Origin of the sequence: Salipiger sp. PrR007, from assembly GCF_010499845.1 — a bacterium.
GTDB classification, from domain to species: domain Bacteria; phylum Pseudomonadota; class Alphaproteobacteria; order Rhodobacterales; family Rhodobacteraceae; genus Salipiger; species Salipiger pacificus_A.
Map to the genome: position 1 here is coordinate 135,908 of NZ_JAAGOZ010000050.1, position 24,778 is coordinate 160,685.

A 24,778-nucleotide genomic window follows, 5' to 3' on the forward strand; every position below is an offset into this window, starting at 1 on the left:
CTCTCACTCCATCAGGCTTGGCAGGAACATGGAGAAGGCGGGCACATATGTCACCAGCATCAGCGCCACGAGGATCGCCGCGTAGAACGGCAGGATCGTCTTCACCGCCTGTTCGATCCGCACGCCGCCGACGACACAGCCAACAAAGAGGCAGGCGCCCACCGGCGGGGTGCAGAGGCCAAGGCCGAGGTTCATCATCATCACCACGCCGAATTGCACCGGGTCCATCCCGAGCCCCACCGCGACGGGCAGGAAGATCGGCGTGCAGATCAGGATCAGCGCCGCCATGTCCATGATCATCCCGAGCACCAGCAAGATCAGGTTCAGCAGCAGCAGGATCACCAAGGGGTTGTCGGAAATGCCGGTGACCGCGCCCGCCAGCAGCTCGGGCACCCGGTAGAGCGTCAGCAGGTAGGAAAAGGCCGAGGCCGTCGCCACCAGCAGCATCACCAGCGCCGTCGTGCGCACCGAGCTGACGACGGCGGTCTTGAAGCCCGCCCAGCTCAGCTCGCGGTAGACGAGGGTGGTCACGAGGATGGCCCAGATCGCGCCGAAAGCGCCGGACTCGGTGACAGTCATCACGCCAGAGAGCACGCCGCCCACCACGATGATCGCGGTCATCAGCCCCGGCAGGGCGACAACGAAGGACAGGCCGAGCGCCTTCCATCCCGGAAAGGTTTCAGCCGGGTAACCGCGGCGCACGGCCACCGCATAGGCCACGATGCCGAGGCAGAGGCACATCAGGATGCCGGGGATGACACCCGCGATGAACAGCTTCGAGACCGACACGCCGCCCGCCGCCACGGCAAAGAGGATCATGTTGTGCGACGGCGGGATCACAACGCCCGCCACCGAGGAGGTCACCGTGACGTTCACCGCGTAGTCGGGGTCATAGCCCTTTTCCTTCATCACCGGGATGAGGATCGATCCCAGCGCCGAGGTGTCGGCCACCGCCGAGCCCGAAATGCCGCCGAAGAGCATGGATGAGGCGACGTTGACCACCCCCAGCCCGCCGCGCATCGCACCCACCGCAGAAGAGGCCAGCCGCACCAGCCGCCCGGCGATGCCGCCATGCATCATCAGCTCGCCGGCGAAGATGAAGAAGGGGATGGCCAGCAGCGAGAAGACAGAGATGCCCGAGAGCACCCGCTGGAAGGCTATGAAGAGCGGCAAACCCTCGTAGACGAAGCCGCCGACCGCAGCGAGACCCAGCGCGAAGGCCACCGGCATGCCGCAGATGAGACCAAAGCCGAAAGTCCCGAAAAGAATGATCAAACCCATGTCAGTACCCGCGGCCCTTTGCCAGCTCGGCCATTTGATAGAGGGTGAAAAGCGCGCTCAGAGCGCCGCAGATGGCCATGGGCACGGCGCGCAGGCCCTCGGAGATACCGAGCATCGGCACGGTGCGGGCCCAGGTGTTCTCGGCCAGGATGTAGCCCTGCCAGCCGAGGCAGAGCGCGAAGATCAGCACGCCGACGAGCGCGAGCCATTTCATCGCCATGGCGATCGGGCCGGGAAAGGCGTCGCGCAGGAAATCCACCGAGAGGTGCGTGCGGCCCCAGACGCCCGCCGCAGCCCCGAGAAAGGTGATCCAGACCACGAGGAGCAGCGCCAGCTGCTCGACCCAGGTGGGGGTGTCGTTCAGGATGTAGCGCCCCCAGACCAGCCAGCCGAAGATGGCGATCAGGACGACGAGGCCGGTTCCGGCCACCGTCACGCAGACCCGCGCTAGCAGGTCGAGCAGGCGATAGACGGCCCCTGCCCCGGCCTCTTGGCTCTGTGCCATTGTGCCTCCCGGAAAGGGCGTGTCCCCGCGGGGACACGCCTGAGCCTGCTTCAGATCACTCGATCGCCTGGATGTCGCGGATCAGGCCTTCCAGATCCGGGTTGCTCTCGATGAACTTGGCGTAGACCGGCTCCATCGCCGACTGGAACGCCGCGGGGTCGGAGACCTCGTTGACCGCCACACCGCTGTCTTCCACCTTCTGCTTCGAGGCCATCTCGCGCTCGGCCCAGAGCTCGCGCTGGGTTTCCGCCGCCGAAACCGCCGCCTCGGTGACGATCGCCTTGTCCTCGTCCGAGACCTTGTCCCAAACCTTGGTCGAGACGCAGATACACTCGGGGATGATCAGGTGGTTGGTGATCGAGTAGTACTTGGCCACCTCGTAGTGGTTCGAGCTCTCGAACGACGGGTAGTTGTTCTCGGCGCCGTCGATCACGCCGGTCTTCAGCGACTGGTAGACCTCGCCATAAGCCATGGGCGTGGCGTTGCCGCCCAGCTGGTCGACCATCTGCACGTAAAGATCGTTGCTCATCACCCGGAACTTCATGCCGTCCATGTCGGCGGGTGTCTCGATCGGGTGCTTGGTGTTGTAGAACGAGCGCGAGCCGCTATCCATCCACGACAGGGCAACCAGCCCCTCTTCCGAGAGCGCGTCCGAAAAGCGCTGGCCGATCTCGCCGTCCATCGCCTTGTGCATGTGGTCCACGTCACGGAAGATGAAGGGCAGCGACAGCACGTTGGTCGCCGGAACGATCTCGCCCATAGGGCCCATGTTGAAGTTCCCCACCGCGATGGCGCCGGCACGGACCTGTTCAATCGCATCGGGTTGCGCGCCCAGCACGCCGTTGGCGTAGACGGTCGGCTCGATCCGTCCCTCGGTCTTCTCGGTCACCTCGTCGGCGAATTGCTGCATGGCGACCACGTTCGGATAATCCTCGGGGTGGATCGCCCAGGCACGCCAGGTTTCTGCCTGTGCCGCCCCTGCCAGCAGCCCGCACAGCGCGGTCGCCGCGACCAGGGCCGTTTTGGTCTTGGTGAAGTACATCATCCTCTCCTCCCATAGATGCGTATGACGTTACGCGGCGGTTATGGATGAGTTGTATGATGACTGTCAATAATTTCGTATGACAAGAGTGCGTCGGATGCGCCGAGACACAAACCGACCTCCAGAAAGCACCTTGTATAAATTCAATCCCGAATACTTGGAAATGCGCGGAAGCTCGCGCCTTGGGTGCAGAGGTTGTCGCTATTTCGTTCATATCGTGTAAGCTCAGGGGCATAGATCCGTCCTTGGAAGGACCATTGATATGTTCTTTAGACTGATTGAATCGTTTTCGGCTGTCGCTCTGTGCGCGTTTATTCTTGCCTCCACGACTGCCACCCCTTCGCTCGCGCAGGACACCGCCGAGGCCCCCGGCCCCACGGTCCTCGTCCAGACGGTCGAGACGCAAAGCATTCGCCCCTCGTTCACCCATCCGGCGCGCATCGAGGCGCTCAACACCGCGTCGATCCGCCCGACGGTGCAAGCGCAGATCACCGCGATGCACATCACCGCCGGCGATTTTGTCGAAGAGGGTGATCTGCTGGTGGAGATGGACGAGACCCATTGCCGTATCGCCCTTGCGCAGGCGCACGCCGCGCTGAAACAGGCCGAAGCGGCGGCGATCAAGGCGGATCTCGACCTCGACCGAGCCACCCAGCTCTCGCAGAGCAACACCGTCTCGCAGCGCGAGGTCGAATATGCGCAGGCGCAGGCAGACGTGGCGCAGGCCCAGGTCGACGTGGCCAGCGCGCAGATCGCGCAGGCAGAGGAAGACCTTGCGGACACCAAGGTCTATGCGCCCTTCAGCGGCCGTATCTCGGCGCCGAACTATTCCGTCGGCGATCTCTTCACGGTGGGTGATCCAACCCAACCCCCCTACATCGCGACCATCGTCTCGCTCGATCCGATCTACGCGGTCGGGCTGGTCGACCAGTCGAACTACTTCGGCTTCCTCGCCAAGCGGCTCGAGATCCAGGAGGCTGGCGGATCGATCCCGCCGCTCGAACTCGAGGCCATCCTGCCCGGCGGCGAGGTCTATCCCGAGAAGGGCACCTTCGAGAACTGGGACAACACCGGTGCGGCCAGCACCGGCACGATCGCGGCCCGCGTGCTCTTTCCCAACCCCCATGGGGTGCTTCTGCCGGGTCAGAACGTGACCATCCGCGGTCAGGTGATCGAGCCGATCCAGGCCCCGCTGATCCCGCAGCGGGCAGTGAGCCTCGACCAGCAGGGCCACTTCGTCTGGGTTGTCGGCGAAGACAACACCGTCGAGCGCCGCACCATCAGCGTCGGCGTCCGCAGCGGCGCCAACTGGACCATCACCGAAGGTCTCGCGGATGGCGAGCAGGTGGTCGTGGAAGGCCTGCAAAGCATGCGTCCCGGCCTCACCGTCTCGCCGCAACCCTACGACAGCTGAGCCCCGGCAGCGGAGAATTTCATGGGACCTCTATTTTTCATCAGGCGGCCCAAGTTCGCCTTTGTCCTTTCCATGCTCATCACGCTGTTCGGTCTTCTGACCCTGACCGTGATGCCCATCGACCAGTATCCAGACATCACCTCGCCCAAGGTCGTGGTCCGCGCGAACTACCCCGGTGCCGACGCGGCAACCCTGCTGCAGGCTGTCGCCGCGCCCATCGAGGACGAGGTGAACGGCGCCGAGGGCATGGCCTACATGGAATCCAAGGCCGCCTCGGACGGCTCCTACACGCTGACCGTGACCTTCGAGACCGGCGTCGACGCCGATCTGGCGCAGGTCGACGTGCAGAACCGGGTGGCGCTGGCCGAACCCTCTCTGCCTGCAGAGGTCCGCCAGCGCGGCATCCGGGTGCGCAAGCGCAATCCCGACATCCTGATGGTGGTCGACATCATCTCGCCCGACGGGCGCTTCGACGGTCTTTTCCTGTCGAACTACGCCTCGATCAACGTCGAGGGCGAGTTGGCGCGCATCGCCGGTGTCGGCGCCGCCGAGAACATCGGCGCGCTGGACTACGGCATGCGGGCCTGGCTCGACCCGGTGCAGATGGCCAACCACAATCTCACGGTCAACGAGATCGTCGCGGCGGTGAAGGAGCAGAACGTGCAGGCCGCCGTCGGCTCGCTCGGCGCCGCCCCGGCCGCGGAGGACACCCAGTTCCAATACGTGCTGACCACCAAGGGCCGGCTCGAAACCGAAGAGGAATTCGGTGATATCATCCTGTCCGCCAATGACGCGGGCTCGGTGGTGCGCCTGCGCGACGTGTCGCGGATCGAGCTCGGTGCCTTTGCGTACAAGGGCTACGGCGAGTTCAACAACCAGCCCGGCGTGCTGCTGGCGGTCTACAAGCTGAGCGAGGCGAACTCGCTGGAGGTGGCCGAGGCGGTGCGCGAGAAGATGGAGGAGCTGAAGCAGTACTTCCCCGAGGGCGTCGATTACGTCATCGGCCACGACACCACGCTGTTCATCGAGGCCTCGCTCGAAGAGACGGTGATCACCATGATCTTCACCATCCTGCTGGTGGTGGCGGTGACCTACATCTTCCTCGGTTCGGTGCGCGCGACGCTGATCCCGACCATCGCCGTGCCGGTGTCGATCATCGGCACATTGGCGGTGCTCTACGCCTTCGGCATGACGATCAACACGGTGACGCTCTTTGCCCTCATCCTCGCCATCGCGCTGGTGGTGGACGATGCCATCATCGTCGTCGAGAACGTCGAGCGCATCCTGCACGAGCATCCCGAGATCGGCTCGGTCGAGGCGACCAAACGCGCCATGGCAGAGGTGACGGGGCCGATCGTCGCAACCTCGCTGGTGCTTGCGGCGGTCTTCGGCCCGACTTTGCTGCTGCCCGGCATCACCGGGCGCATGTTCAGCCAGTTCGGCGCGACGCTCACCGTCTCGGTGCTGATCTCCATGATCAACGCGCTGACGCTGAGCCCGGCGCTGGCCTCGGTGCTGATGAAGCCGGGGATGCACCCGAACTTCGTCATCCGCGGCTTCAACAAGGGGTTCGACTGGGTGACGCGGGTCTACAGCGCCATCGTCGATTTCCTCGCCCGCAATGCGATCATCGCGATCGCCATCGCCGCAGCGCTGTTCTTCGCCATGTACACGCTCTTCACCACCACGCCGACCAGCTTCATCCCGACCGAGGACAAGGGCTTCTTCATGGTCGACGTGCAACTGCCCTCGGGCGCGTCTTTGAACCGCACGGAGGTGATCATGGACCGGCTCACCGACGCGCTCGGAGAGGATGAGGCGGTCGAAAACGTGCTCTCGGTGAATGGCTACTCGATCCTCAACTCGGCGCTGCAGTCGAACGCGGGGATGATCATCGTCAAGCTCAAGGAGTGGAGCGAGCGCACCACCGAGGAAAGCAGCCAGCCCTTCCTGCAGCAGAAGTTCACCCGGATGTTTGCAGACATGCCCGAGGCAAAGACGATCATCTTCGGTGCGCCCGCGCTGCCGGGCATCGGCGCGGTCGAGGGTCTTTCCTTCGTGCTCGAGGACACGCAGGGACGCGGGCCCGACGAAATGACCGCGGCGCTGCAAACTTTCCTCGCCGCCGCCAATGGCGCCGACGAGATCGCGCTGGCCTATTCCACCTTCAAGGCCGACGCGCCACAGCTCTTCCTCGACATCGACCGGGTGCGGGCAAAGACGCTGGGGGTGCAGATCTCTGACATCTTCCTGACCCTTCAGGCCCAGCTTGGGGCGCTCTACATCAACGACTTCAACGTCTTTGGCCAGTCCTACAAGGTGATGATCCAGTCCGACGCCGAGTTCCGCCAGAACGAGCGCGCCTTTGACACACTCTACGTGCGCAACAGCGAGGGCGGCATGGTGCCGCTCTCGACGGTGATCACCCCGGTGCCGACCACCGGGCCGGACGTGCTCTATCGCTACAACACCTACAACTCGGCCACGGTCACCGGCATTCCCAACTCCGCCGGCGGCTTCAGCACCGGCAATGCGATGGACAGTTTCGAGACGGTCGCCGGAACCGCCCTGCCCGAGGGGTTCCGCTACGAATGGACCGGCTCGTCGCGCGAAGAGCGCGCCTCGGGCAACGCGGTGCCGATCGCGCTGGGGCTGAGCCTCGTGTTCACCTTCCTGTTCCTCGCGGCGCTCTACGAAAGCTTCCTGACGCCAGTCGCGGTGCTGCTCACCGTGCCCTTCGCGGTGCTGGGGGCTTTGGTGTCGCTGAGGATCGCGGGTGAACCGCTCAGTCTTTACGGGCAGATCGGCCTTCTGATGCTGATCGCGCTGGCGGCGAAGACGGCGATCCTGATCGTGGAGTTCGGCAAACAGCAGCGCGAAGCGGCGGAGCTGGAACTGCACGAGGCCGCGATGCAATCGGCGCGGCTGCGCTTCCGCCCGGTGATGATGACGGTGCTGGCCTTCGCGGTCGGGGTCTACCCGCTGGTCATCGCCTCGGGTGCGGGCTCAGCGAGCCGGGTGTCGCTGGGGCTGGCGGTCTTCGGCGGGGCGATCGCCTCGGCGGTGCTGGGGGCGATCTTCGGGCCGGTGTTCTTCAAGATCATCCAGGGGCTGCGCGAGAAAATCCACCGGGGACGGACGCCGCCGGTGGTGTGAGACGTCGTGGCAATCAGGAAAGGCCCGGGCACAGCGCCCGGGCCTTTGTAGATTTCGATCAGCACCTTACCCGAGCGAAACAAGTCGAAGCCGCCGGTCGCGCGCCTAGACCGCCACCTCATGCACTTCGGCGCTCAGCCGCCCCGAGACCAGCGCTGCCAGCGCCACCATTCCCGCCGCCGTGCCAAGCACCAGCGGCAGGCCTCCGAGCTGATAGGTCAGCCCCGAGAGCAGCGTGCCGATCAGCCGCCCTCCGGCATTGGCCATGTAGTAGAAGCCGACGTCCATGGTCACCCGCTCGGACTTGGTGAAGGCGAGGATCAGGTAAGAATGCAGCGAGGAGTTCACCGCGAAGATCGCGCCGAAGACCAGCAGGCCGACGACCAGCACCACAGTCAGCCACATTTGCGGCCCGGGCGATAGCAGCACCGCCACGGTCAGCGCAGCCGGCACCACGAAGAGCGCCGCCGCCCAACCCCGCGCGGCTCGGATCAGCTCGGCCTCGGGGCGAGTTTTGGCGCGCAGGATGCGCGGCGCCGCCGCCTGCACCGCGCCGTAAAGGATGATCCAAACTGCCATGAAGGTGCCGATCATGAAAAAGGCCGCGCGGTTGCCCTCTTCGCTGCCGTCCGAGAGCACCGCGTAGAAATAAATCGGGATGCCGACCACGAACCACACGTCGCGCGCGCCGAAAAGGAACACCCGCGCCGCCGACAGCCAGTTGACGTTGGCCGACTTCGAGAAGACCTCGGAGAATTTCGCTCCCTTGCGGCCCTTCGGCAAGCCGCCGGGCATGAAGACGCAGACCGCCATGAGGATCACCGCAAGCACCAACGCCATGGCCAGCACCGCCCATTTGAAGCCGAGCGACGCCAGCAGCGCCGCCCCGAGCAAAAAGCCGACCCCCTTCACCGCGTTCTTCGAGCCGGTGAGCACCGCGACCCAGCGGAAGAGTCCGCCCCGTTCCGAGGGCGCCAGCAGCTTGACCGCCGACTTCGAGGACATCTTGGCCAAGTCCTTGGCGACCCCCGAGGCGCCCTGCACGCACATGACGAAGACGACCGAGGCGCCGATGCTCCACGAAGGGTCGAGCTGGGTCAGCGCCAGCAGCGCCGCCACCTGCAACCCGAGCCCCGCGTAGAGCGTCGAGGTCAGCCCGAAGCGCGCCGCGATCCAGCCCGCCGAGAGGTTGGTAACCATCCCGGCGATCTCGTAGAGCACGAAGAGATAGGCCAGTTGCACCGGGCTGAAGCCCAAGCTGTGGAAATGCAGCAGCACCAGCATCCGCAGCGCGCCGTCGGTGAGCATGAAGGCCCAGTAGGCGGCGGTGACGGCGATATAGGCCGAGAGGCCCTCGGGTCTGCCTTCGGCCTGCACGCTCACATCCGCCCCCCGACCATCAGCGCCACGTCCACCAGCCGGTGCGCGTAGCCCATCTCGTTGTCGTACCAGGCGTAAACCTTCACCTGCGTGCCGTTCACCACCATGGTCGAGGGCGCGTCGATGATCGCGCTGCGGGTGTCGTTGGTGTAATCCGACGAGACCAGCGGGCGCTCTTCGTAGCCGAGGATGCCCTTCAGCGCGCCCTTCGACGCCGCCTCGAAAAGCGCGTTCACCTCCGCGGCGCTGGTCGCGCGCTCCACCTCGAAGACACAGTCGGTCAGCGAAGCGTTGAGCAGCGGCACCCGCACCGCGTGGCCGTTCAGCCGCCCTTTCAGCTCGGGGTAGATCAGGGTGATCGCGGTGGCCGAACCGGTGGTCGTGGGGATCAGTGAGTTCAACGCCGAGCGCGCGCGCCGCAGGTCCTTGGCGGGCCGGTCGACGATGGTCTGCGTGTTGGTCACGTCGTGGATTGTCGTGATCGAGCCGTGCCTTATACCCAGGTTCTCATGGATCACCTTGACCACCGGCGCGAGGCAGTTGGTGGTGCAGGAGGCCGCGGTGACGATGCTGTGCCGCGCCGGATCATAGGTGCCGTCGTTGACGCCGTAGACGATATTGGCGGTTGCCCCGTCCTTGACCGGAGCGGAGACCACGACCTTCTTCACCCCCGCCGCGAAATAGGGCGCGAGCGCCGCCTCGGACTTGAAGACGCCGGTGCAGTCGATGACCACGTCCACCCCGTCGAGCGGCAGCGCCGAGAGATCACGGGTGCCCATGAAGGGAAGCCGTGTGCCATCCACCGTCACGCTCTGCGCATCGTGCGAGAACTCGGCGTTCCAGCGCCCGTGCACCGTGTCGAACTCCAGCAGGTGCGCGTGCATCGCCGGATCGCCCACGGCGTCGTTGATCCAGGCGATCTTCGCCCCCTTCTCGAGCAGGGGCTTCAGGGCGAGTTTTCCGATGCGGCCGAGGCCGTTCAGGGCAAATGTGGTCATGCGTCTTCTTCCGGGGATGTCTGGGTCGGGGCGAACTGTGCGATCTTGTCGACAGCAGCCTGCAGCGAGATGCGGTCGAGCTGGTCAATGGGCAGCGCGGTGAAGGCCTCGATCCGGTGCTTGAGCGCACCATAGGCCTGTTGGAAGGCGAGCATCTTCTCGGCCTCGGTGCCGGTCGCCTTCACCGGGTCAGGCATACCCCAATGGCCCGAGATCGGCTGGCCGTCCCAGGCCGGGCAGTCCTCGTTGGCCGCCTGGTTGCAGACGGTGAAGACAAAATCGAGGTCCGGCGCGCCCTCGCCCGAGAATTCCGAGACATTCTTGGCGCGCAGTGCCGCAATGTCATGGCCCTTCTGGCGCAGCAGTTCGACGGCAACGGGGTTCAGCTCGGAGCTGGGTTTCGTCCCCGCCGAATAGGCGTTGAACCGGTCACCGGCGATTTCGCGCAGCAGCGTTTCGGCAAAGATCGACCGCGCGGAATTTCCGGTGCAGATGAACAGGACGTTGTATTTGCGGTCAGGACCTTGGGTGGTCATCGGGGCGGTTCCTTCTGGTGCGAAAAGCGGGCTCGGGGAGCAGATCTCGGGGCGCCCGCGACAGCAGTCGCGCAGCAGGTAGTCGAAGGTGTCCTGCACCTGTTTCATGTCGACCGCGTAAAGCAGCGAGGTGCCCGCGCGTTCCTGGGTCACCAGCCCGGCACGCATCAGCGCGGCGAGATAGGTCGAAAGCGTGCTGGCCTTCACCTCCAGCACCTCGGCGATCTCGCCGGCCGGCAGGCGGTCGGGGTAGCGGCGCATGAGCAGCCGGAACAGCGCCAGCCGCTGCGGGTGGCCGAGGGTCATGAGGCGGTCGGGAATCTCTTTTTCCATATTTCATGAATATATGAATTATAGGGACTGCGGAAGTGACAGTTTCATGACACGCGCGCGCAACGCGCATCTCCAGGGCCTCTCGACAGCGAGCCCTCGCGGCATCTTGCACTTTTCCAGATATATCTTATCTTCCGATATATCGAAATTTACCCCAAATGTATGGGCGCGAGACAGGGCATGCGACGGGACACGGACGGACATCGCGGCGGCAGGCGGACCAGGCGCCTCTTCGAATACGGCGAGTTGCGCCTGCTCATCCTGTCGATGATCGCCGAACAGCCGCGCCATGGCTACGAGCTGATCAAGGCCATCGACGCGCGCTTCGACGGCGCCTACACCCCCAGTCCCGGCGTCATCTACCCCACCCTGTCGTGGCTGGAAGACATGGGCTATGCGCAAGTCGAGCCCGACGAGAGCGGTCGAAAGCGCGCCCGGCTGACCGCCGAGGGCGCGGCCTTTCTCGCAGCCAACCGCGCAGCGGCGGACGACCTGTTGGCCCGCAAGCCCCCGGCCTTCCACCGGGGCAACGCGCCGAAGGAGATCGTTGCCGCCATGGACGAGATCAAGATTGCCCTGCGCCGCCGGATGGCGGCGGAGGGTGCCGACGACACGCTCATCGCCACGCTTGCCGCGCAGCTACGAGACACCGCCCGGGCCATCGCAGGCGACACGCCGGATGCGCCCGCAGACGAAAGCTGACAGCAGGGACTGCCCATGGAAAATGTCATCACACGCCACAAGCACGAGCTGAAGCGCCGCACCCTGAGGGTGCGCGAGACCGAACGACTCACCCCTCACATGATCCGCATCACGCTGGACGGGCCCGAGCTCGACGGCTTCACCAGCCTCGGCGCGGACGACCACATCAAGCTTTTCTTCCCCGGCCCCGAGGCCGACAAGCCGCAGATGCGCGACTATACCCCGCGCCGCTACGACGCCGAGGCGGGCACGCTGGTGCTCGACTTCGCCATCCACGATGCCGGCCCGGCAACGGACTGGGCCGAGAGTGCCGCCCCCGGAGACACGCTGCGCATCGGCGGGCCGCGCGGCTCGGCGGTGATCGCACCGGTCTTCGACTGGTACCTGCTGATCGGGGACGAGACCGCCCTGCCCGCCATCGGCCGCCGCATCGAGGAGTTGCCCGAGGGTGTCACCGCGATCACCCTCGCGGCGGTGCCCGGGCCGGAAGACGAGCAGCGCTTCGAGAGCGCCGCGACCCAAAAGCCCCACTGGCTGCATCGTCCGGTTGCTCAGGCGCATGAGCCGGAGATCCTGCTCGAGGCGGCCCGCGCGCTGACCCTCCCGGAAGGCCGCGGCTTCGTCTGGATCGCCGCCGAAGGACAGGTCGCCCGCGCGCTCAAGCTGCACTTCCTCGACGAGCGGCAGCATCCCCCGCACTGGCTCAAGGCCGCGGGCTACTGGGTGAAGGGCGGCGCCGGCACAAGCGACAAGGCGCTCGACTGACACCGGGCCTGCCAGGGGCTACCGTGCAAAAATCAGAGGCCGGGCGCCACGCCGCGCCCGGCCTCTTGCTGTGTAATGCTCGTCGCCCGTGACCGGGATCAGGGTTTGGCGTAGCGGGCCGCGAATCCCTGCAGGCCGACCCGCGCCCGCGAGCCGCCCGACGGCGGTGTCCGGCGCTCTTGCTTGCGCGTGACAATCCCGGCGAACAGGATCAGCGCGATCACCGGAGATATGATGAGAAGGCCAATGGCCAAGCCGATCAGATAAAGTTCCATGATAGTTCCTCCCTTGGAATCAACGCTATCACGGATCCGTGGCGACACAATGCCGCATTTTCATTTTCGACATCGCCTTTGCAGCGGCAGCATTTGACGCTGCGCTGCGGCACGCAGCCTCGCCCGCCTTGGAAACGGAAAGCGCCGGCCCGTGGAAGCGGGCCGGCGCAGAGCTGGCAAACAAGGGTTCGGGTGCGGCGGCTCAGTCGGCGATCGAACCTTCGTCGTCGCCACGCTCGTGCATCTTGGCGCGCACCAGCCGGCCAACGATCAGCGGCATGACGAAGCCGATGATGGCGATCGCCCAGAGCGTCAGCGACAGCGGGCTGTCGAAAAGCGTGAACCAGTTGCCGTTGTCGATGGTGATGGCGCGGCGCAGGTTGTTCTCCATGGTGTTGCCGAGCAGCGTGCCGAGGATGATCGGCACCAGCGGCACGTCGAACTTGCGCAGCAGCCAGCCCATCACCCCGAAGCCGATCATCACCAGCAGATCGAAGCTCGAGCCCGAGATGCCGTAGATGCCGACGAAGCTGACCATCGCCACCACCGGCATCAGGATGCGCGGAGGCACCATCAGCACGCGGGTGAAGATGCCCACCATCGGGATGTTCAGCGCAAGCAGCATGAAGTTCGCGATGAAGAGCGCTGCGATCAGGCCCCAGACCACATCGGGGTTGTTGGCAAAGAGCAACGGGCCGGGGGTGATGTTCAGCGACAGCAGCACCGCGAGCAGCACCGCCGTGGTGCCCGACCCGGGCACGCCAAGCGCCAGCATCGGCACCAGCGCACCGCCGGCGGCGGCGTTGTTGCCCGCCTCGGGGGCCGCGACGCCGCGCGGATCGCCCTTGCCGAAGGTGCCCTCCTTGTCGACCAGGCGCTTCTCCATCGAGTAGGAGATGAACGAGCCCAGCGAGGCGCCCGCGCCCGGCAGCACGCCGGCGATGAAGCCGAGGATCGAGGTGCGCAGCATGGTCGGGGTGCACTGCTTGATCATCGACATGGGCGGGGTCAGACGGCCGACCTTCAGCTGACCCGAAGTGGCATCGGCATCGCCGTGACGGTGCTCGAGGAAGATGAACACTTCCGACAGCGCGAAGAGACCGACGATGGCGACGAGGAAGTCGAGACCGTCATAGAGGTGCACCTCGCCGAAGGTGAAGCGCGGCACGCCGGTCTGGGTGTCGACACCGATCATCGCGAGGCCAAGGCCGAGCATGGCGGCAAAGGCCGACTTCGCCTGGTTCGTCGAGGAGACCCCGCCCAGCGTCGCGAAGGCGAGCGCGAAGAGCGCGAAATACTCCGCCGGCCCGAAGAGCAGCGCGATCTTCACCAGCTGCGGCGCCAGCAGGATCAGGCCCCAGGTGGCGATAAAGGCCCCGACGAAGGAGGCGATGCCGGAAAGCGAGAGCGCCTCGCCGGCCATACCTTTCTTGGCCATCGGGTGACCGTCGAGCACGGTCATCATGGCAGGCTCGTCGCCGGGAATGCCCAGCAGGATCGAGCTGATCCGCCCGCCGTACATGGCGCCGTAATAGACCGAGGTCAGCAAGATCAGCGAAGGCGTGGGCCCAAGGCCCAACGTGAAGGCCAGCGGGATCAGAATCGCGACGCCGTTCGACGGGCCTAGCCCCGGCAGCGCCCCCATGATGGTGCCAAGAAAGCAGCCCAGCAGCGCGAGGCCGAGGTTCTGCAGGGTGAGGGCGACGGCAAAACCGTCTCCGAGATTGGCAAGAACGTCCATTGCGGCCTCCTCCTCAGAAACCCAGCGGGCCGCGGGCAAGCGACAGGCCCAGCAGCAGATGGAAGACCACGTAGATGCCGACCGAGGTCAGCACGCCGATCAGCAGCGACGACAGCACCGGGCTGCCGAGGCGCCAGGTGAGATAAGCCGATGCCACGGCGGTGGCGGTGACGAAGCCCGCGATGGGCAGGAATTCGGCATAGAGGATCATCACGACGACCGCCGCGAGGATCTCGACGAGCCGTCCCAGGGAGGGCCACTCGGGATCAGCGTCGGGCCGGAGCGCGATGACGATCGACGACAAGCCGAGGATGGCGGCGATGATCAGCGGGAAGGCCTTGGGTCCGACCTCGTCAGAGAGGAAGCTCTCCTCGATCTGCAGCGCGGCCCAGGCGAAGAAGATGGCGAGCGCCAGGCCGAAAAGGCCGAAGATGCGGTCACTCATGGTGTCCCCCGAAATTTGCGTGGAAGGGTAGATATGTCCGGCAGGCCCCCGGAGTGACAGGGGCCCGCCGGTGCGCGCGTGGGATCAGATCACTTGATGATGCCGATCTCGCGCGAGATGTCCTGGATCTCGCTCACGCTGTTCTGGACGAACTGCTCGAAGTCCGCGCCCTGAAGGTCGAGCGGCGCAAGACCGTTGTTGGCCATGATTTCCTTCCACTCGTCCGACGCGTAGAGCTTGCCGATCTTCTTGACCCAGGCGTCATAGGCCGCGTCGCTCATGCCGCCCGGCGCGTAGAAACCGCGCCAGTTCGCACCGATAGCGTCGACGCCCTGCTCCTTGGCAGTCGGGAAGTCGGCGAAATCGCCTTCGAGACGCTCGGGTGCGAGCACTGCGATGACCCGGATGTCCCCCGAGTCGACAAAGCCCTTGGCTTCCGAGGCGTCGCCGGTGAAGGCCTGCACCGAGCCCGCGAGCAGCTGGGTCACCGCCTCGCCGCCGCCGTCGAAGGCGACGTATTTGACCGTGCGCACGTCCTCGATGCCATAGGCCGAGGCCGCGATCAGCACTTTCAGGTGGTCCCAGCCGCCCACGGCCGAGCCGCCGGCCACGGAGATCGAGCGCGGGTCCGTCTTGATCTTGTCGAGCAGCTGCGGCAGCGTCTCGATCTCGCTGTCCGCCGAGACCGCGATCACGCCGTAGTCGGCGCCGATCGAGGCCAGCCAGCGCACCTGGTCGGTGGTGTTGCCCGGGTAGGCGCCCTGCGCCAGGCGGGTTGCGGTGGCCGAGCTGGCCGCGACGATCAGGTCATTGTCGTCCGCGCGCTTGTTGACCACCTCGGCAAAGGCCACGCCGCCGCCGCCACCGGCGAGGTTGACGACCTGCATGGTCTTGCCGATCAGCCCGAGATCCTGAAGCTCCTTGCCGACCTGGCGGCAGGTGAAGTCCCAGCCGCCGCCGGGGTTGGCGGGCGCGATGCACTCGGGGTTCTCGGGGGTGAAGTCCTGAGCCTGGGCGGCAAGAGCCGAGACGCCGAGAACGGTCGCGGCAATCAGGCCGCGGGTTGCATTGATAAACATGGTATCCTCCTCATTGTCGGCCGCCGAACCGATACGCGCCGGCGCCGTCTTCTCCCCGCGGAACCTGACTGCGCTTTGCAGCCTCCCCGGTTGCGGGTTAAGACGTGTATCTAAGCCACGAAGCTGTCACGAACCTGTCAGATGCCCTCCCGCGCATGTGGACGCGTCGTCAACCAGCCCGGGGCCGAGGGGAGGGACGAGTCTCATGCGTGTGCTGATGGTCGAGGACGCGAGCGATCTGGCGGAAGGCGTCGCCGCGCGACTGGCGCAGTCGGGCATCGTCTGCGACGTCGCAGACTGTCTCGAGGCGGCGCGCGATTTCCTCGCGGTGCAGGCCTATGACGCGCTCGTGCTCGACATCAACCTGCCCGACGGCTCTGGCCTGCGCTTCCTGCGCGAGCTGCGCGCCTCGGGGGCCCGCACGCCGGTGCTGATGCTGACCGCGCTGGTGTCGGTGGACGACCGGGTGAGCGCCCTCGACCTCGGCGCCGACGACTATCTTGGCAAGCCCTTCGACCAGCGCGAGCTCGAGGCACGGCTGCGGGCGCTGATCCGCCGCGAGGCCGACCAGAAGGGCGCCGAGATCGTGCTCGGCCCGCTCTCCTTCTCGCCCGCCGGGCAGAGCGCCACCCTCGACGGCAAGCGACTCGAGCTGACCGCCCGCGAGGCGGCGCTGCTTGGCGTCTTCCTGCGCCACCAGGGCCATTACCTGAGCAAGGCGCGGCTCTATGATTCCCTCTACGGTTTTGGCGACGCGGACGTCGGGGTGAACGCCATCGAGCTTTACATTGCGCGGCTGCGCAAAAAACTTGCGGGCAGCCCTGTCGGCATCGCCACCCAGCGCGGCATCGGCTACCGGATCGACCTTGATGGCTGAACCTGCGCCCCCCTCCGCCAGCGGCCCGCCCAGGGTGCCGCCCAAGGTGCCAGCCAGTCAGACACCCAGCCTTCCGCCCAGCCTGGCCTCGCGGGTGCTCAAGGCGGTGTTGCTGATCCTTCTGGCCGGCGGGTTGCTGGTGGCGGGCGCGACGCTCTACAACGGCCGGCTGGCGGCACGGCAATCCTACGACCGCATCCTGCTGGGCGCGGCGCGGGACATCGCCGGCTCGATCCACATCCAGTCCGGGCGGCCCATCGTCGACCTGCCGGTCTCGGCCTTCGAGCTCTTGGCGCAGGCGCCGGAGGACCGCATCCACTACGCCGTACGCGGCCCCGGCAACACGCTGATCACCGGGCTCGACGAGACCGACATCGCGCCCCCCGCCCGCCGCGGCGGCGCCAGCTCCGGCCCCGAGTTCTTCGACGCCCGGCTCAACGGCGAACCCGCCCGTTTCGTCCGGGTCACCCGCCGCTTCGCCGAGCGCGACTTCTCGGGCAGCATCTCGGTCACCGTTGGGCAGACCCTGCGCGCGCGGCAGGCGATGGCCCTCGGGCTGACGCTCGACACCGTGCTGCCGATGCTGCTGGCGGGGCTCGCGCTCTTGGTCATGTCCTGGCTGGTCACCCGCTCGGCGCTGCGCCCGCTCGAGGCGATGTCCGAGGATCTTGCGGCGCGCGACCCCTACGACCTGACCCCCGTGCCCACCGATGGTCTGCCGCGCGAGCTGACGGTGATGCTCGAGGCGATGAACCGCTTCATGGGCCGTCTCGACCGGCAGATGGAAGGCATGCGCCACCTGATCTCGGACGCCGCCCACCAGCTGCGCACCCCTGTCGCGGCGATCCGGGTGCAGGCCGAGGCGATGCAGGACCAGCCCGACGACGCGCTGCGCGCCCGCGCGCTGAGCCGGCTGCTGACCCGCACCCGCTCGCTGGGATCGCTGCTCGACCAGCTGCTGTCGCGCGCCCTCGTCAGCCATCGCAGCGAAAGCGTCCCGCGCGCGCCGCTCGACCTGCGCGAGGTGGCGCTGGAGGTGGTCGAGCGCGGCGATCACGAGCTGCTGGCGCCCGAAGCCGAGCTGCGGCTCGAGATCGGCGAGGAGCCGGTGATGGTCCGGGCCGATGCCTTCTCGGTCGGAGAGGCCGCCAAGAACCTGCTGGTCAACGCGCTGAAGCACGGCGCCTCGCCCATCGCAATCGGCGCCGAGCTCCGCGGCACCGAGGCGGCGCTCTGGGTCAGGGACGCAGGCGCCGGTCCCGCGCCCGAAATTGCCGCCCGCCTCGGCCAGCGCTTCGAGCGCAGCACCGCCTCTCACGAAGACAGCGCCGGGCTGGGCCTTGCCATCGTCGCCTCGGTGGCGGCGGCCTTCGGCGGACGGATCGCGCTTGAATACCCCGGCGGCGGCTTTCGCATCGCGCTGCTGCTGCCCGCCGCCCCGCAAGAGGACGCGCCCGAATGAAGACCCGCCTGCTGCCATTGCTGGTGCTCGCCCTCGGGCTTGCCCTGCCCTGCATCGGCTCCGCGCAGGAGCGGGTGGAGAGTTTCGGCAAAGGCGCCACCGAGCTCACCCTGCGCTCGACCACCGACATCGACATCATCGAGCCGGTGATCGCACGTTTCGCCGAGCTGAACCCGGACCTGTCGCTGCGGTACGAGCAATGGGGCTCGAACAACCTCTACGCCGGCAGCCGCGCCGCCTGCGCCGGGCGCGCCGCCCCCGCCGACGCGCTGCTCTCGTCGGGCGCGCACCACATGCTCGCGCTGGTCAACGCCGCCTGCGCCCATCCCTACCGCTCACCGGCCACCACCGCCCTGCCCGCCGAGCGGCGCTGGCGCGACGAGCTCTGGGGGATCACCGAGGAACCGGCGGTGATCATCTACAACACCGAGGCGCTCTCGGCCGAAGACGTTCCGCGCACCCGCTTCGCCCTGCTCGATTTGATGCGCAAGAAGCCCGAGCTGCTGCGCAGCCGCATCGCCACCTACGACATCGAGGATTCCGGCCTTGGCTATCTCTTCGCCCATGCCGACAGCCTCGAGGCCACCACATTCGGCGCCATGCTCGAGGGTTTCTCGCGGATCGGGGCGATCGCCACCTGCTGCTCGCTGTCGATCATCGACGGGGTCTCGGAGGGGCGCTACTACATCGCCTACAACGTGCTCGGCTCCTACGCCGAGGCCCGCGCCGCACCCAACGTCGGCATCATCCTGCCCGAGGATTACACGCTGATGATGTCCCGCGCCTACATGATTCCCAAGGGCGCCCCCCACCCCGAGGCAGCGCAGCGGCTGCTCGATTTCCTGCTGTCACCTGAGGCGCAGGGAATGCTGGCCGATCTCGGGCTGGTCGCCGCCACCGATCCCTCCGAGACCAGCCTGCTGCCAAGCGCCCGGCGCTTGATCGCGCTTTCGCCGCCGCTGCTTCTGGCGCTCGACCGCAGCACGCGCGAGCGGCTGTTCCGGCTGTGGGACGAGGCCTTTTCGGCGGATGCGGGATGAGGTACCACAGGCGCTTGCAATGCAGCCCGCAGTCGGGCTTGATGGATCAAACAAGGACAGGGCCATGATGCGACATGCCATCTTCGGCGCCGCGCTGCTGGCGCTGGCGGCCTGCGCCGCGAGACAACCAACCGAGGCAGAGGTGCTCTCGGTGGCCTGCTCGGCGGGCATCAACGAGGCCTGCGGCTATCTCTCCCGCGGCATGTCGGTGACCGGCAAGCCACTCTGAGCCGCGCCCCGACAGGCGGCGCGCCGAGGCCTCCAATTCTTCTAAGCCAAGGTATCCCGGGGAAGTCCGTGCCGTGCACGGGGTCGGAGTTCGCCCTTTTTCGCGCTTGGGTACAAGCGCGGGGCGGCCGAAACCGCCCCTGCAGTGCGATCAGGCCGCCGGCATCCGCCGTTCGATGATTTCCGCCCACCACGAGCAGCCAGCCGGGATGGCCTCGTCGTTGAAGTTGTACTTGGGATGGTGCACCGCCGCCGTGTCGCCGTTGCCGACGAGGATATAGGCGCCCGGCCGCTCTTCGAGCATGAAGGCGAAATCCTCGCCGCCCATGACCAGCGGCGCATCCGCGCAATCGCCCGAGACCGCGCGCGCCACATCGGCGGCGAATTCGGTCTGCTCCTCGGAGTTGACCATGACCGGGTAATTGCGGGTGTAATCCACCGTGGCCACGCAGCCGAGCGCCGCGGCCATGCCGGTGCAGATCTCGGTGATGCGGGTTTCGGCAAGATCGCGGTTCTCGGGCGCCAGCGTCCGCACCGTGCCGCGCAGCGTGACCTTCTGCGGGATCACGTTGAAGGCCTTCGAGGAGGTCTCGAAGCTGGTCACCGACACGACGATCTCGGTCACCGGGTTGGCATTCCGCGCAGCAATGGTCTGCAGGGCGGTGACGATCTGCGCCGAGGCGACTGTGGGATCGATCGTCTCATGCGGTTTGGCGGCGTGACCGCCCTTGCCCTCGATGGTGACCTCGAAGACGTCGGTCGCGGCAAAGAAAGCGCCGGGGCGGATGGCGAACTGTCCCACGGGCACGCCGGGCCAGTTGTGCATGCCGTAGACCTCCTGGATGTTCCAGCGGTCCATCATGCCGTCGTCGCACATCTCCTTGCCGCCGCCGCCACCCTCTTCGGCGGGCTGGAAGATCACCACGGCGGTGCCGTCGAAATTGCGTGTCTCGGCAAGGTACTTGGCGGCGCCGAGCAGCATCGCGGTGTGGCCGTCGTGGCCGCAGGCGTGCATCGCGCCCGGGGTCTTCGAGGCATAGTCGAGCCCCGTGTCCTCGAGGATCGGCAGCGCGTCCATGTCGGCGCGCAGACCGATGACCTTGCCCGAGGCGTCGCTCTTGCCCTTGATCACCCCCACCACGCCGGTGCGGCCGATCCCCTCGACCACCTCGTCGCAGCCGAAGGCGCGCAGCTTCTCGGCAACCAGCGCCGAGGTGCGGTGGGTCTCGAAGAGGATCTCGGGGTTCTCGTGGAGGTCGCGGCGCCAGTCGGTGATCTCGGACTGAAGCTCGGCGAAACGGTTCTTGACGGGCATCGAAGTGCGTCCCTGTTGTTTGATCATATTTCGCGCGGAGCCTGCCACCGGCGTCGCGGCGTGGCAAGCGGAGCCGGGCGTGACCCTAGGGAAAACAGCGCGCGCCGCCGTCTTGTTCAGCGCCCCGCCCCGCCGGTCAGAGGTTCGGCCCGGGCACCAGCTTGCTGCCGTCCGAGAAGCGCGACAGGCGGAAGCGCGTCAGGTCATGGCCCGGGTCCCTGCCCTGCGCCATGTCCGCGACAACCCGCCCGAAGCCCGGCCCGATGCCGAAGCCGTGGCCGCACATGCCCGTGGCCACGATCAGCCCGGGGATCTGCGCCACGTGATCGACGACCGGCACCACGTCCGGCATGACGTCGATCATCCCCGCCCAGCTCGCCTGCAGCGGCACCTCGCCCATCTCTGGGAAGTGCTGCGCAAACTGCGCGCGGGTCGCGGCAACCTTGCCCGCGTTGGGTTCAGGCGAGAGGATGCGCATCCGCTCGAAGGGGCTTTGCTCGTCGTCGCGCCAGCTGCGCGGCGTGCCCCAGGCGTCCGGATAGCCCGCCGGCGCCTTGGCCCGGAAGTGCACGTCGAAGCTGCCCTGCCGGGCCAGCGCAAGGTAGGGGCGCGCGTGGCGCAGCGCGTCGGGACCGACGAAGAGCTCGGAAAAGGCCGAGGGCGCCAGCGTGTAGCCGCCATCGGCGCGCGGCCGGAAGGCCAGCACGTCATCCACCGCCGCCTTGTTGACCACCTGCGGCAGCGGCGCGGTGGCCATGGCCGTCGAGCGCACCGAGAGTTGCGGGATCGACATGCCGTGACGCTTGAGAAACAGCCCCGACCAGGCCCCGCCCGCAAGCACCGCCTGCTCGCAGCGCACCGTCCCCGCCTCGGTGACCACGCCGGTGATCTGTCCGCCGCTCCGCTCGAGCCCGCGCACCGCGCAGCGCTCGCGCACGATGACCCCTTCCGAGGCCGCCAGCCGCGCCAGCTCGGGCACCGCCTGCCAAGGCTCGCCCTTCATGTCGGTGGGCGTGTGCAACATACCGACCCAAGGGCTGTCCGTGGCCCCGATTTGCGCCTTGGTCTGCTCAGCATCCAGCAACTCGGAGCTGACGCCGAGCGGCTTGGCCTGCTCAAGCCAGCCGGCAAAATTCTCCATCTCGGCGCGGCTCTTGGCGAGGTAGCCGACGCCCACAGTGCGGATGCCGAGCCGTCCCTCGCAGAGCGCATCCAGCTCCTGCCAGAGGTCCTGCGCCTCGAGCGCAATCGGGATCTCGGCCATGTCTCGGCCCTGCACCCGGATCCAGCCCCAGTTGCGCGAGCTCTGCTCGGCGGCGATGCGGCCCTTTTCCAACAGCACCACCTTCAGCCCGGCACGGTTGGCAAAAAGCGCCGTACAGGTGCCGATGACACCGCCGCCGATGACCACCAGATCGGCGGCCTCGGGCAGCGCGCCCTCGTGGGCGACGGGGCCTTCGTCGCGAAACGGGAAGACCACGCTCATGCCAACCGCTCCAGCAGGCGCTCCATGAAGGCCTGCCCGGCCTCCAGCTGAGAGACCTCGATATATTCGTCCGGCTGGTGCGCGATGCCGATGTCGCCCGGTCCGCAAACCACCACGTCGTAGCCGCCGTTCTGGAAATGGCTGGCCTCGGTGCCGTAGCTGACGTGGCGCTTGGCATTGTCGCCGGTGATCTGTCGCACCATCTCCTCGGCGCGGTTGTCCGCGGTCGGGGCGAAGGGCGGCAGGTGGAAGGCATCGCGGACCTCGATCCAGGCCTCGGGGCGCACCTTCTGCATTTCCGCGTTCAGTTCGGCGACCTTGTCCAGCAGCCGCCCTTTCCAATAGGCCGGGTCCTCCCCCGGCACCACGCGGAAGCCAAGCGGGAACCAGCAGTCCTTGGCGGTGATGTTCTGCGCCGTGCCGCCGCGGATCTGCCCGACGTGCACGTTGGTGTAGGGCGGGGTGAAGAGCGCCGCCACTGGCCCCGGCTCGCCAGCCGCGTTCTCCGCGTTGACCGCGTTGCACCAGTCGATGAGCTTGGCACCCCACATGATGGCCGAGACGCCGGTCTCGAGAATCGAGCTGTGCACCTCGACGCCGTGAACATGCACCTCGAAGCTGATGCCGCCCTTGTGGCCAGTCACCGGCTTCAGCATGGTCGGCTCGCCCACGATCACGGCGCTGGCTTTCGGCACCACCCCCTGCATCGCCGCCACGAGATCGATCGCCCCCTCGCAGCCGATCTCCTCGTCATAACTGAACGCCAGCTGCAGCGGCCGCGTCACGCCCCGGTGCCGTGCCTCGACCAGCGCCCAGATCGCCAGAGCGTCGAATGCCTTCATGTCCGTCGAGCCGCGCCCGTAAAGCCGCCCCTCCCGCTCGGTGAGCGTGAACGGATCCGAGCTCCAGTCCTGCCCCTCGACCGGCACCACGTCCGTGTGCCCCGACAGCACCACGCCGCCCTCGGCCTCGGGGCCGACATGGGCAAAGAGCGCCGCCTTCAACTCGGGCTCGGAGGGCTTGGCGTGGCGGTGGCTCTCGATGCCGTGGCTGGCAAGATACGCCTGGGTCCAGTCGATGAGATCGAGGTTGGTTCCGCTGCTCACGGTGGGAAAGGAAACGAGCTTCTCGAGAAGCGCGCGCGGGGATAGCCGGGAAGTCATGGGGCGTCCTTGGTCTGTCTTTGCGGCAGACCTAAACGCGCCTTGGTTCCGATCACAAGGGGGAGCGGGGCCCAAGCCCCGGTATTCGCGCCGAGAAAGGACGCGATTGCCCGTTCCTCAGCCGCGCGCGACGCCCCGGCCCGACGCGGCCCAGGCCAGCCCGTCGACCACTGCTGTGAAAGCCTCGGAGCGGCGCAGCGCGGCGCCCGGGCACACCGCCCGCGCTTCGCCCTCGACCAGCGCCATCAGGCTCGAGCCCCCGACGAGAACCACGCTGTCCACCTGCGCGGGCGAGACCTGCGCCAGCATCAGCGTCTCGTAGATCGCTATGCGCAGCGCCTCTCGCGCCTCGGAAAGCGCCGCGTTGAGCGTGCCCGGCGTGACCCGCGCTCCGAGCCCCGGCTCGATCATTCCCATGGCGATCTGCGCGCCTGCCGTACCGGAGTTGGCCTCGATCTTGCCGCGCTCCACGGCGAAGGCCAGCTCGTGCCCGAGCTCGTCGGTGATCACCGTCTGCAGGCGTTTCATGGCTTGTGGCTCGACTGCGTGGCGCAGCATGTCGGCCACTGCCCGTTCGGTGTCGCGGTTGTAGAGGAAGGGGATCTTCGCCCAGGTCGAGAGATCAACGTAGAGCGCATTCGGCACCGGCAGAAGCCCCTCGCCGAAGTCGCGCCGCAGTTCGCCCCCGAGACCCAGCAGCGGCATGGCGTGGCGCATGGAGACCGCATGGTCAAAATCCGTGCCGCCGAGGCGGATGCCATGGCTGGCGGTGATGGCGATGCCGTCGCCCTCGCTGCGGAAGACGGTGAAGTCCGAGGTGCCGCCGCCGATGTCGACGATGAGCCCGATACCGCCGGTGCCCTCGGCGATGCGGCTCGCCAGCGCTGCCGCCTCCGGCTCGAACATCATGTCGACGCTCTCGAAGCCCGCCGCGAGATAACATCCGCGCAGGTCTTGCTCGGCCCGCGCGTCACGCTCTGCATCGCTGGTGTGGAAATGCACCGGCCGCCCCGAGAGCGCGCGGGTGAAGCGGCGCCCGGACTGCGCCTCGGCCCGCGTCTTCATCTCGGCAAGAAACGCCGTGACGATGTCCGCCAGCGTGCGGCGCGTCCCGCCGATCAGTCGCTTTTCGTGAAAGAGCGTGGTGCCGAGCACGCTTTTCAGCGCGCGCATGTAGCGCCCTTCCTCGCCGGCGATCAGCGCCTCCGAGGCCGCCGCGCCAATGCGCATGCCGCCCTCTTCGGGAAAGAACACAGCGGTGGGCAGGGTCTCGGCCCCGGTCTCGATCTCCAGCAGGCGCACCGCACCGCGCTCGACGATCCCCGCCGCCGAGTTGGAGGTTCCGAAATCGACAGCCAGGCAGTCGCCGCCCGAATAGTCCGCATCAGCCATGACATGCTCCCCGAGGATGGAAAGCCGCCCGGCTACCGAAAACGCAAACCTGGGGCAAGGCCGAAACGCCCGCCCCTTCTTCTGGGCAATTAAATCTTGGCGGAGGCCGCACAGCGGATGGTGGCGGCGTTCCCGAGGGACGTTGGGACCGCTCGGCGAGAAC

The 24,778-nt window shown here is 67.0% G+C and carries 22 protein-coding genes; 8 read left to right on the plus strand and 14 right to left on the minus strand.

Annotated features, from left to right (window positions below; translation table 11 throughout):
• Positions 1 to 3: 3 nt before the first annotated feature.
• From G0Q01_RS19700 to G0Q01_RS19710, 3 genes are read right to left on the minus strand one after another with little or no spacing between them, the layout of a single operon-like run.
• On the minus strand, positions 4 to 1,281 hold the full coding sequence (locus G0Q01_RS19700; RefSeq protein ID WP_164191923.1) for a TRAP transporter large permease: 1,278 nt from the start codon (positions 1,279 to 1,281) through the stop codon (positions 4 to 6).
• A 1-nt stretch (position 1,282) separates the two neighbouring features.
• Positions 1,283 to 1,786, minus strand: coding sequence for a TRAP transporter small permease (locus G0Q01_RS19705; protein WP_164191926.1), 504 nt, complete (start codon positions 1,784 to 1,786; stop codon positions 1,283 to 1,285).
• Between the two features lie 55 nt (positions 1,787 to 1,841).
• Complete coding sequence (locus G0Q01_RS19710; RefSeq protein ID WP_164191929.1) at positions 1,842 to 2,828, minus strand: TRAP transporter substrate-binding protein; 987 nt, start codon at positions 2,826 to 2,828, stop codon at positions 1,842 to 1,844.
• A gap of 262 nt (positions 2,829 to 3,090) precedes the next feature.
• On the opposite strand from G0Q01_RS19710, the gene G0Q01_RS19715 reads away from it, so the two are divergent.
• Positions 3,091 to 4,242, plus strand: coding sequence for an efflux RND transporter periplasmic adaptor subunit (locus G0Q01_RS19715; protein ID WP_164213751.1), 1,152 nt, complete (start codon positions 3,091 to 3,093; stop codon positions 4,240 to 4,242).
• 21 nt (positions 4,243 to 4,263) lie between these two features.
• The gene (locus G0Q01_RS19720) at positions 4,264 to 7,398 is read left to right on the plus strand and encodes an efflux RND transporter permease subunit (protein ID WP_164191936.1); all 3,135 of its coding nucleotides are present in this window, start codon (positions 4,264 to 4,266) and stop codon (positions 7,396 to 7,398) included.
• Positions 7,399 to 7,503: 105 nt separating this feature from the next.
• On the opposite strand, the gene arsJ is transcribed toward G0Q01_RS19720, so the two are convergent.
• From arsJ to G0Q01_RS19735, 3 genes are read right to left on the minus strand one after another with little or no spacing between them, the layout of a single operon-like run.
• Positions 7,504 to 8,781, minus strand: coding sequence for an organoarsenical effux MFS transporter ArsJ (gene arsJ, locus G0Q01_RS19725; protein WP_370457190.1), 1,278 nt, complete (start codon positions 8,779 to 8,781; stop codon positions 7,504 to 7,506).
• Positions 8,778 to 9,776 carry an ArsJ-associated glyceraldehyde-3-phosphate dehydrogenase gene (locus tag G0Q01_RS19730; protein ID WP_164191939.1) on the minus strand — a complete coding sequence of 333 codons (999 nt, stop codon included), beginning with the start codon at positions 9,774 to 9,776 and terminating at the stop codon, positions 8,778 to 8,780. Before G0Q01_RS19730 ends, arsJ begins: the two co-directional genes overlap by 4 nt.
• Positions 9,773 to 10,645 carry a helix-turn-helix domain-containing protein gene (locus G0Q01_RS19735; RefSeq protein WP_164191943.1) on the minus strand — a complete coding sequence of 291 codons (873 nt, stop codon included), beginning with the start codon at positions 10,643 to 10,645 and terminating at the stop codon, positions 9,773 to 9,775. The genes G0Q01_RS19730 and G0Q01_RS19735 overlap by 4 nt, the downstream gene beginning before the upstream one ends.
• 180 nt (positions 10,646 to 10,825) lie before the next feature.
• Between G0Q01_RS19735 and G0Q01_RS19740 the strand changes: the two genes are divergently transcribed.
• Both G0Q01_RS19740 and G0Q01_RS19745 read left to right on the plus strand, forming a co-directional pair.
• Positions 10,826 to 11,347 carry a PadR family transcriptional regulator gene (locus G0Q01_RS19740; RefSeq protein WP_235940280.1) on the plus strand — a complete coding sequence of 174 codons (522 nt, stop codon included), beginning with the start codon at positions 10,826 to 10,828 and terminating at the stop codon, positions 11,345 to 11,347.
• Between the two features lie 15 nt (positions 11,348 to 11,362).
• The gene (locus G0Q01_RS19745; RefSeq protein ID WP_164213752.1) at positions 11,363 to 12,112 is read left to right on the plus strand and encodes a siderophore-interacting protein; all 750 of its coding nucleotides are present in this window, start codon (positions 11,363 to 11,365) and stop codon (positions 12,110 to 12,112) included.
• A gap of 98 nt (positions 12,113 to 12,210) precedes the next feature.
• Here G0Q01_RS19745 and G0Q01_RS19750 read toward each other — a convergent pair whose 3' ends face one another.
• The 4 genes from G0Q01_RS19750 to G0Q01_RS19765 form a co-directional block, all read right to left on the minus strand.
• On the minus strand, positions 12,211 to 12,387 hold the full coding sequence (locus G0Q01_RS19750; RefSeq protein WP_159099563.1) for a hypothetical protein: 177 nt from the start codon (positions 12,385 to 12,387) through the stop codon (positions 12,211 to 12,213).
• 202 nt (positions 12,388 to 12,589) lie between these two features.
• Positions 12,590 to 14,128: a tripartite tricarboxylate transporter permease gene (locus G0Q01_RS19755; protein ID WP_108965013.1), complete on the minus strand. Its 1,539-nt coding sequence runs from the start codon at positions 14,126 to 14,128 to the stop codon at positions 12,590 to 12,592.
• Positions 14,129 to 14,141: 13 nt separating this feature from the next.
• Entirely contained in the window at positions 14,142 to 14,573 is a 432-nt protein-coding gene (locus G0Q01_RS19760) for a tripartite tricarboxylate transporter TctB family protein (RefSeq protein WP_164191952.1), read from the minus strand.
• Between the two features lie 89 nt (positions 14,574 to 14,662).
• The gene (locus G0Q01_RS19765; RefSeq protein WP_164191955.1) at positions 14,663 to 15,652 is read right to left on the minus strand and encodes a tripartite tricarboxylate transporter substrate binding protein; all 990 of its coding nucleotides are present in this window, start codon (positions 15,650 to 15,652) and stop codon (positions 14,663 to 14,665) included.
• A 205-nt stretch (positions 15,653 to 15,857) separates the two neighbouring features.
• On the opposite strand from G0Q01_RS19765, the gene G0Q01_RS19770 reads away from it, so the two are divergent.
• The 4 genes from G0Q01_RS19770 to G0Q01_RS19785 all read left to right on the plus strand — a co-directional run bounded on the left by G0Q01_RS19770 (position 15,858) and on the right by G0Q01_RS19785 (position 19,260).
• On the plus strand, positions 15,858 to 16,529 hold the full coding sequence (locus G0Q01_RS19770; RefSeq protein ID WP_164213753.1) for a response regulator transcription factor: 672 nt from the start codon (positions 15,858 to 15,860) through the stop codon (positions 16,527 to 16,529).
• On the plus strand, positions 16,522 to 17,991 hold the full coding sequence (locus G0Q01_RS19775) for a sensor histidine kinase (protein WP_164191960.1): 1,470 nt from the start codon (positions 16,522 to 16,524) through the stop codon (positions 17,989 to 17,991). Before G0Q01_RS19770 ends, G0Q01_RS19775 begins: the two co-directional genes overlap by 8 nt.
• The gene (locus tag G0Q01_RS19780; protein WP_164191978.1) at positions 17,988 to 19,031 is read left to right on the plus strand and encodes an ABC transporter substrate-binding protein; all 1,044 of its coding nucleotides are present in this window, start codon (positions 17,988 to 17,990) and stop codon (positions 19,029 to 19,031) included. The genes G0Q01_RS19775 and G0Q01_RS19780 overlap by 4 nt, the downstream gene beginning before the upstream one ends.
• 64 nt (positions 19,032 to 19,095) lie before the next feature.
• A complete protein-coding gene (locus G0Q01_RS19785) occupies positions 19,096 to 19,260 on the plus strand; it encodes a hypothetical protein (protein ID WP_159099562.1) in 165 nt (54 codons plus the stop codon).
• A 150-nt stretch (positions 19,261 to 19,410) separates the two neighbouring features.
• Here G0Q01_RS19785 and G0Q01_RS19790 read toward each other — a convergent pair whose 3' ends face one another.
• The 4 genes from G0Q01_RS19790 to G0Q01_RS19805 form a co-directional block, all read right to left on the minus strand.
• Positions 19,411 to 20,574, minus strand: a complete 1,164-nt coding sequence (locus G0Q01_RS19790; RefSeq protein WP_164191982.1) for a M20 aminoacylase family protein — start codon at positions 20,572 to 20,574, stop codon at positions 19,411 to 19,413.
• Between the two features lie 136 nt (positions 20,575 to 20,710).
• Positions 20,711 to 22,060, minus strand: coding sequence for an FAD-binding oxidoreductase (locus G0Q01_RS19795; protein ID WP_164213754.1), 1,350 nt, complete (start codon positions 22,058 to 22,060; stop codon positions 20,711 to 20,713).
• The gene (argE, locus tag G0Q01_RS19800; protein ID WP_164191989.1) at positions 22,057 to 23,223 is read right to left on the minus strand and encodes an acetylornithine deacetylase; all 1,167 of its coding nucleotides are present in this window, start codon (positions 23,221 to 23,223) and stop codon (positions 22,057 to 22,059) included. The genes G0Q01_RS19795 and argE overlap by 4 nt, the downstream gene beginning before the upstream one ends.
• A gap of 117 nt (positions 23,224 to 23,340) precedes the next feature.
• Positions 23,341 to 24,615: an Hsp70 family protein gene (locus G0Q01_RS19805; RefSeq protein ID WP_164191993.1), complete on the minus strand. Its 1,275-nt coding sequence runs from the start codon at positions 24,613 to 24,615 to the stop codon at positions 23,341 to 23,343.
• Positions 24,616 to 24,778: the final 163 nt, after the last annotated feature.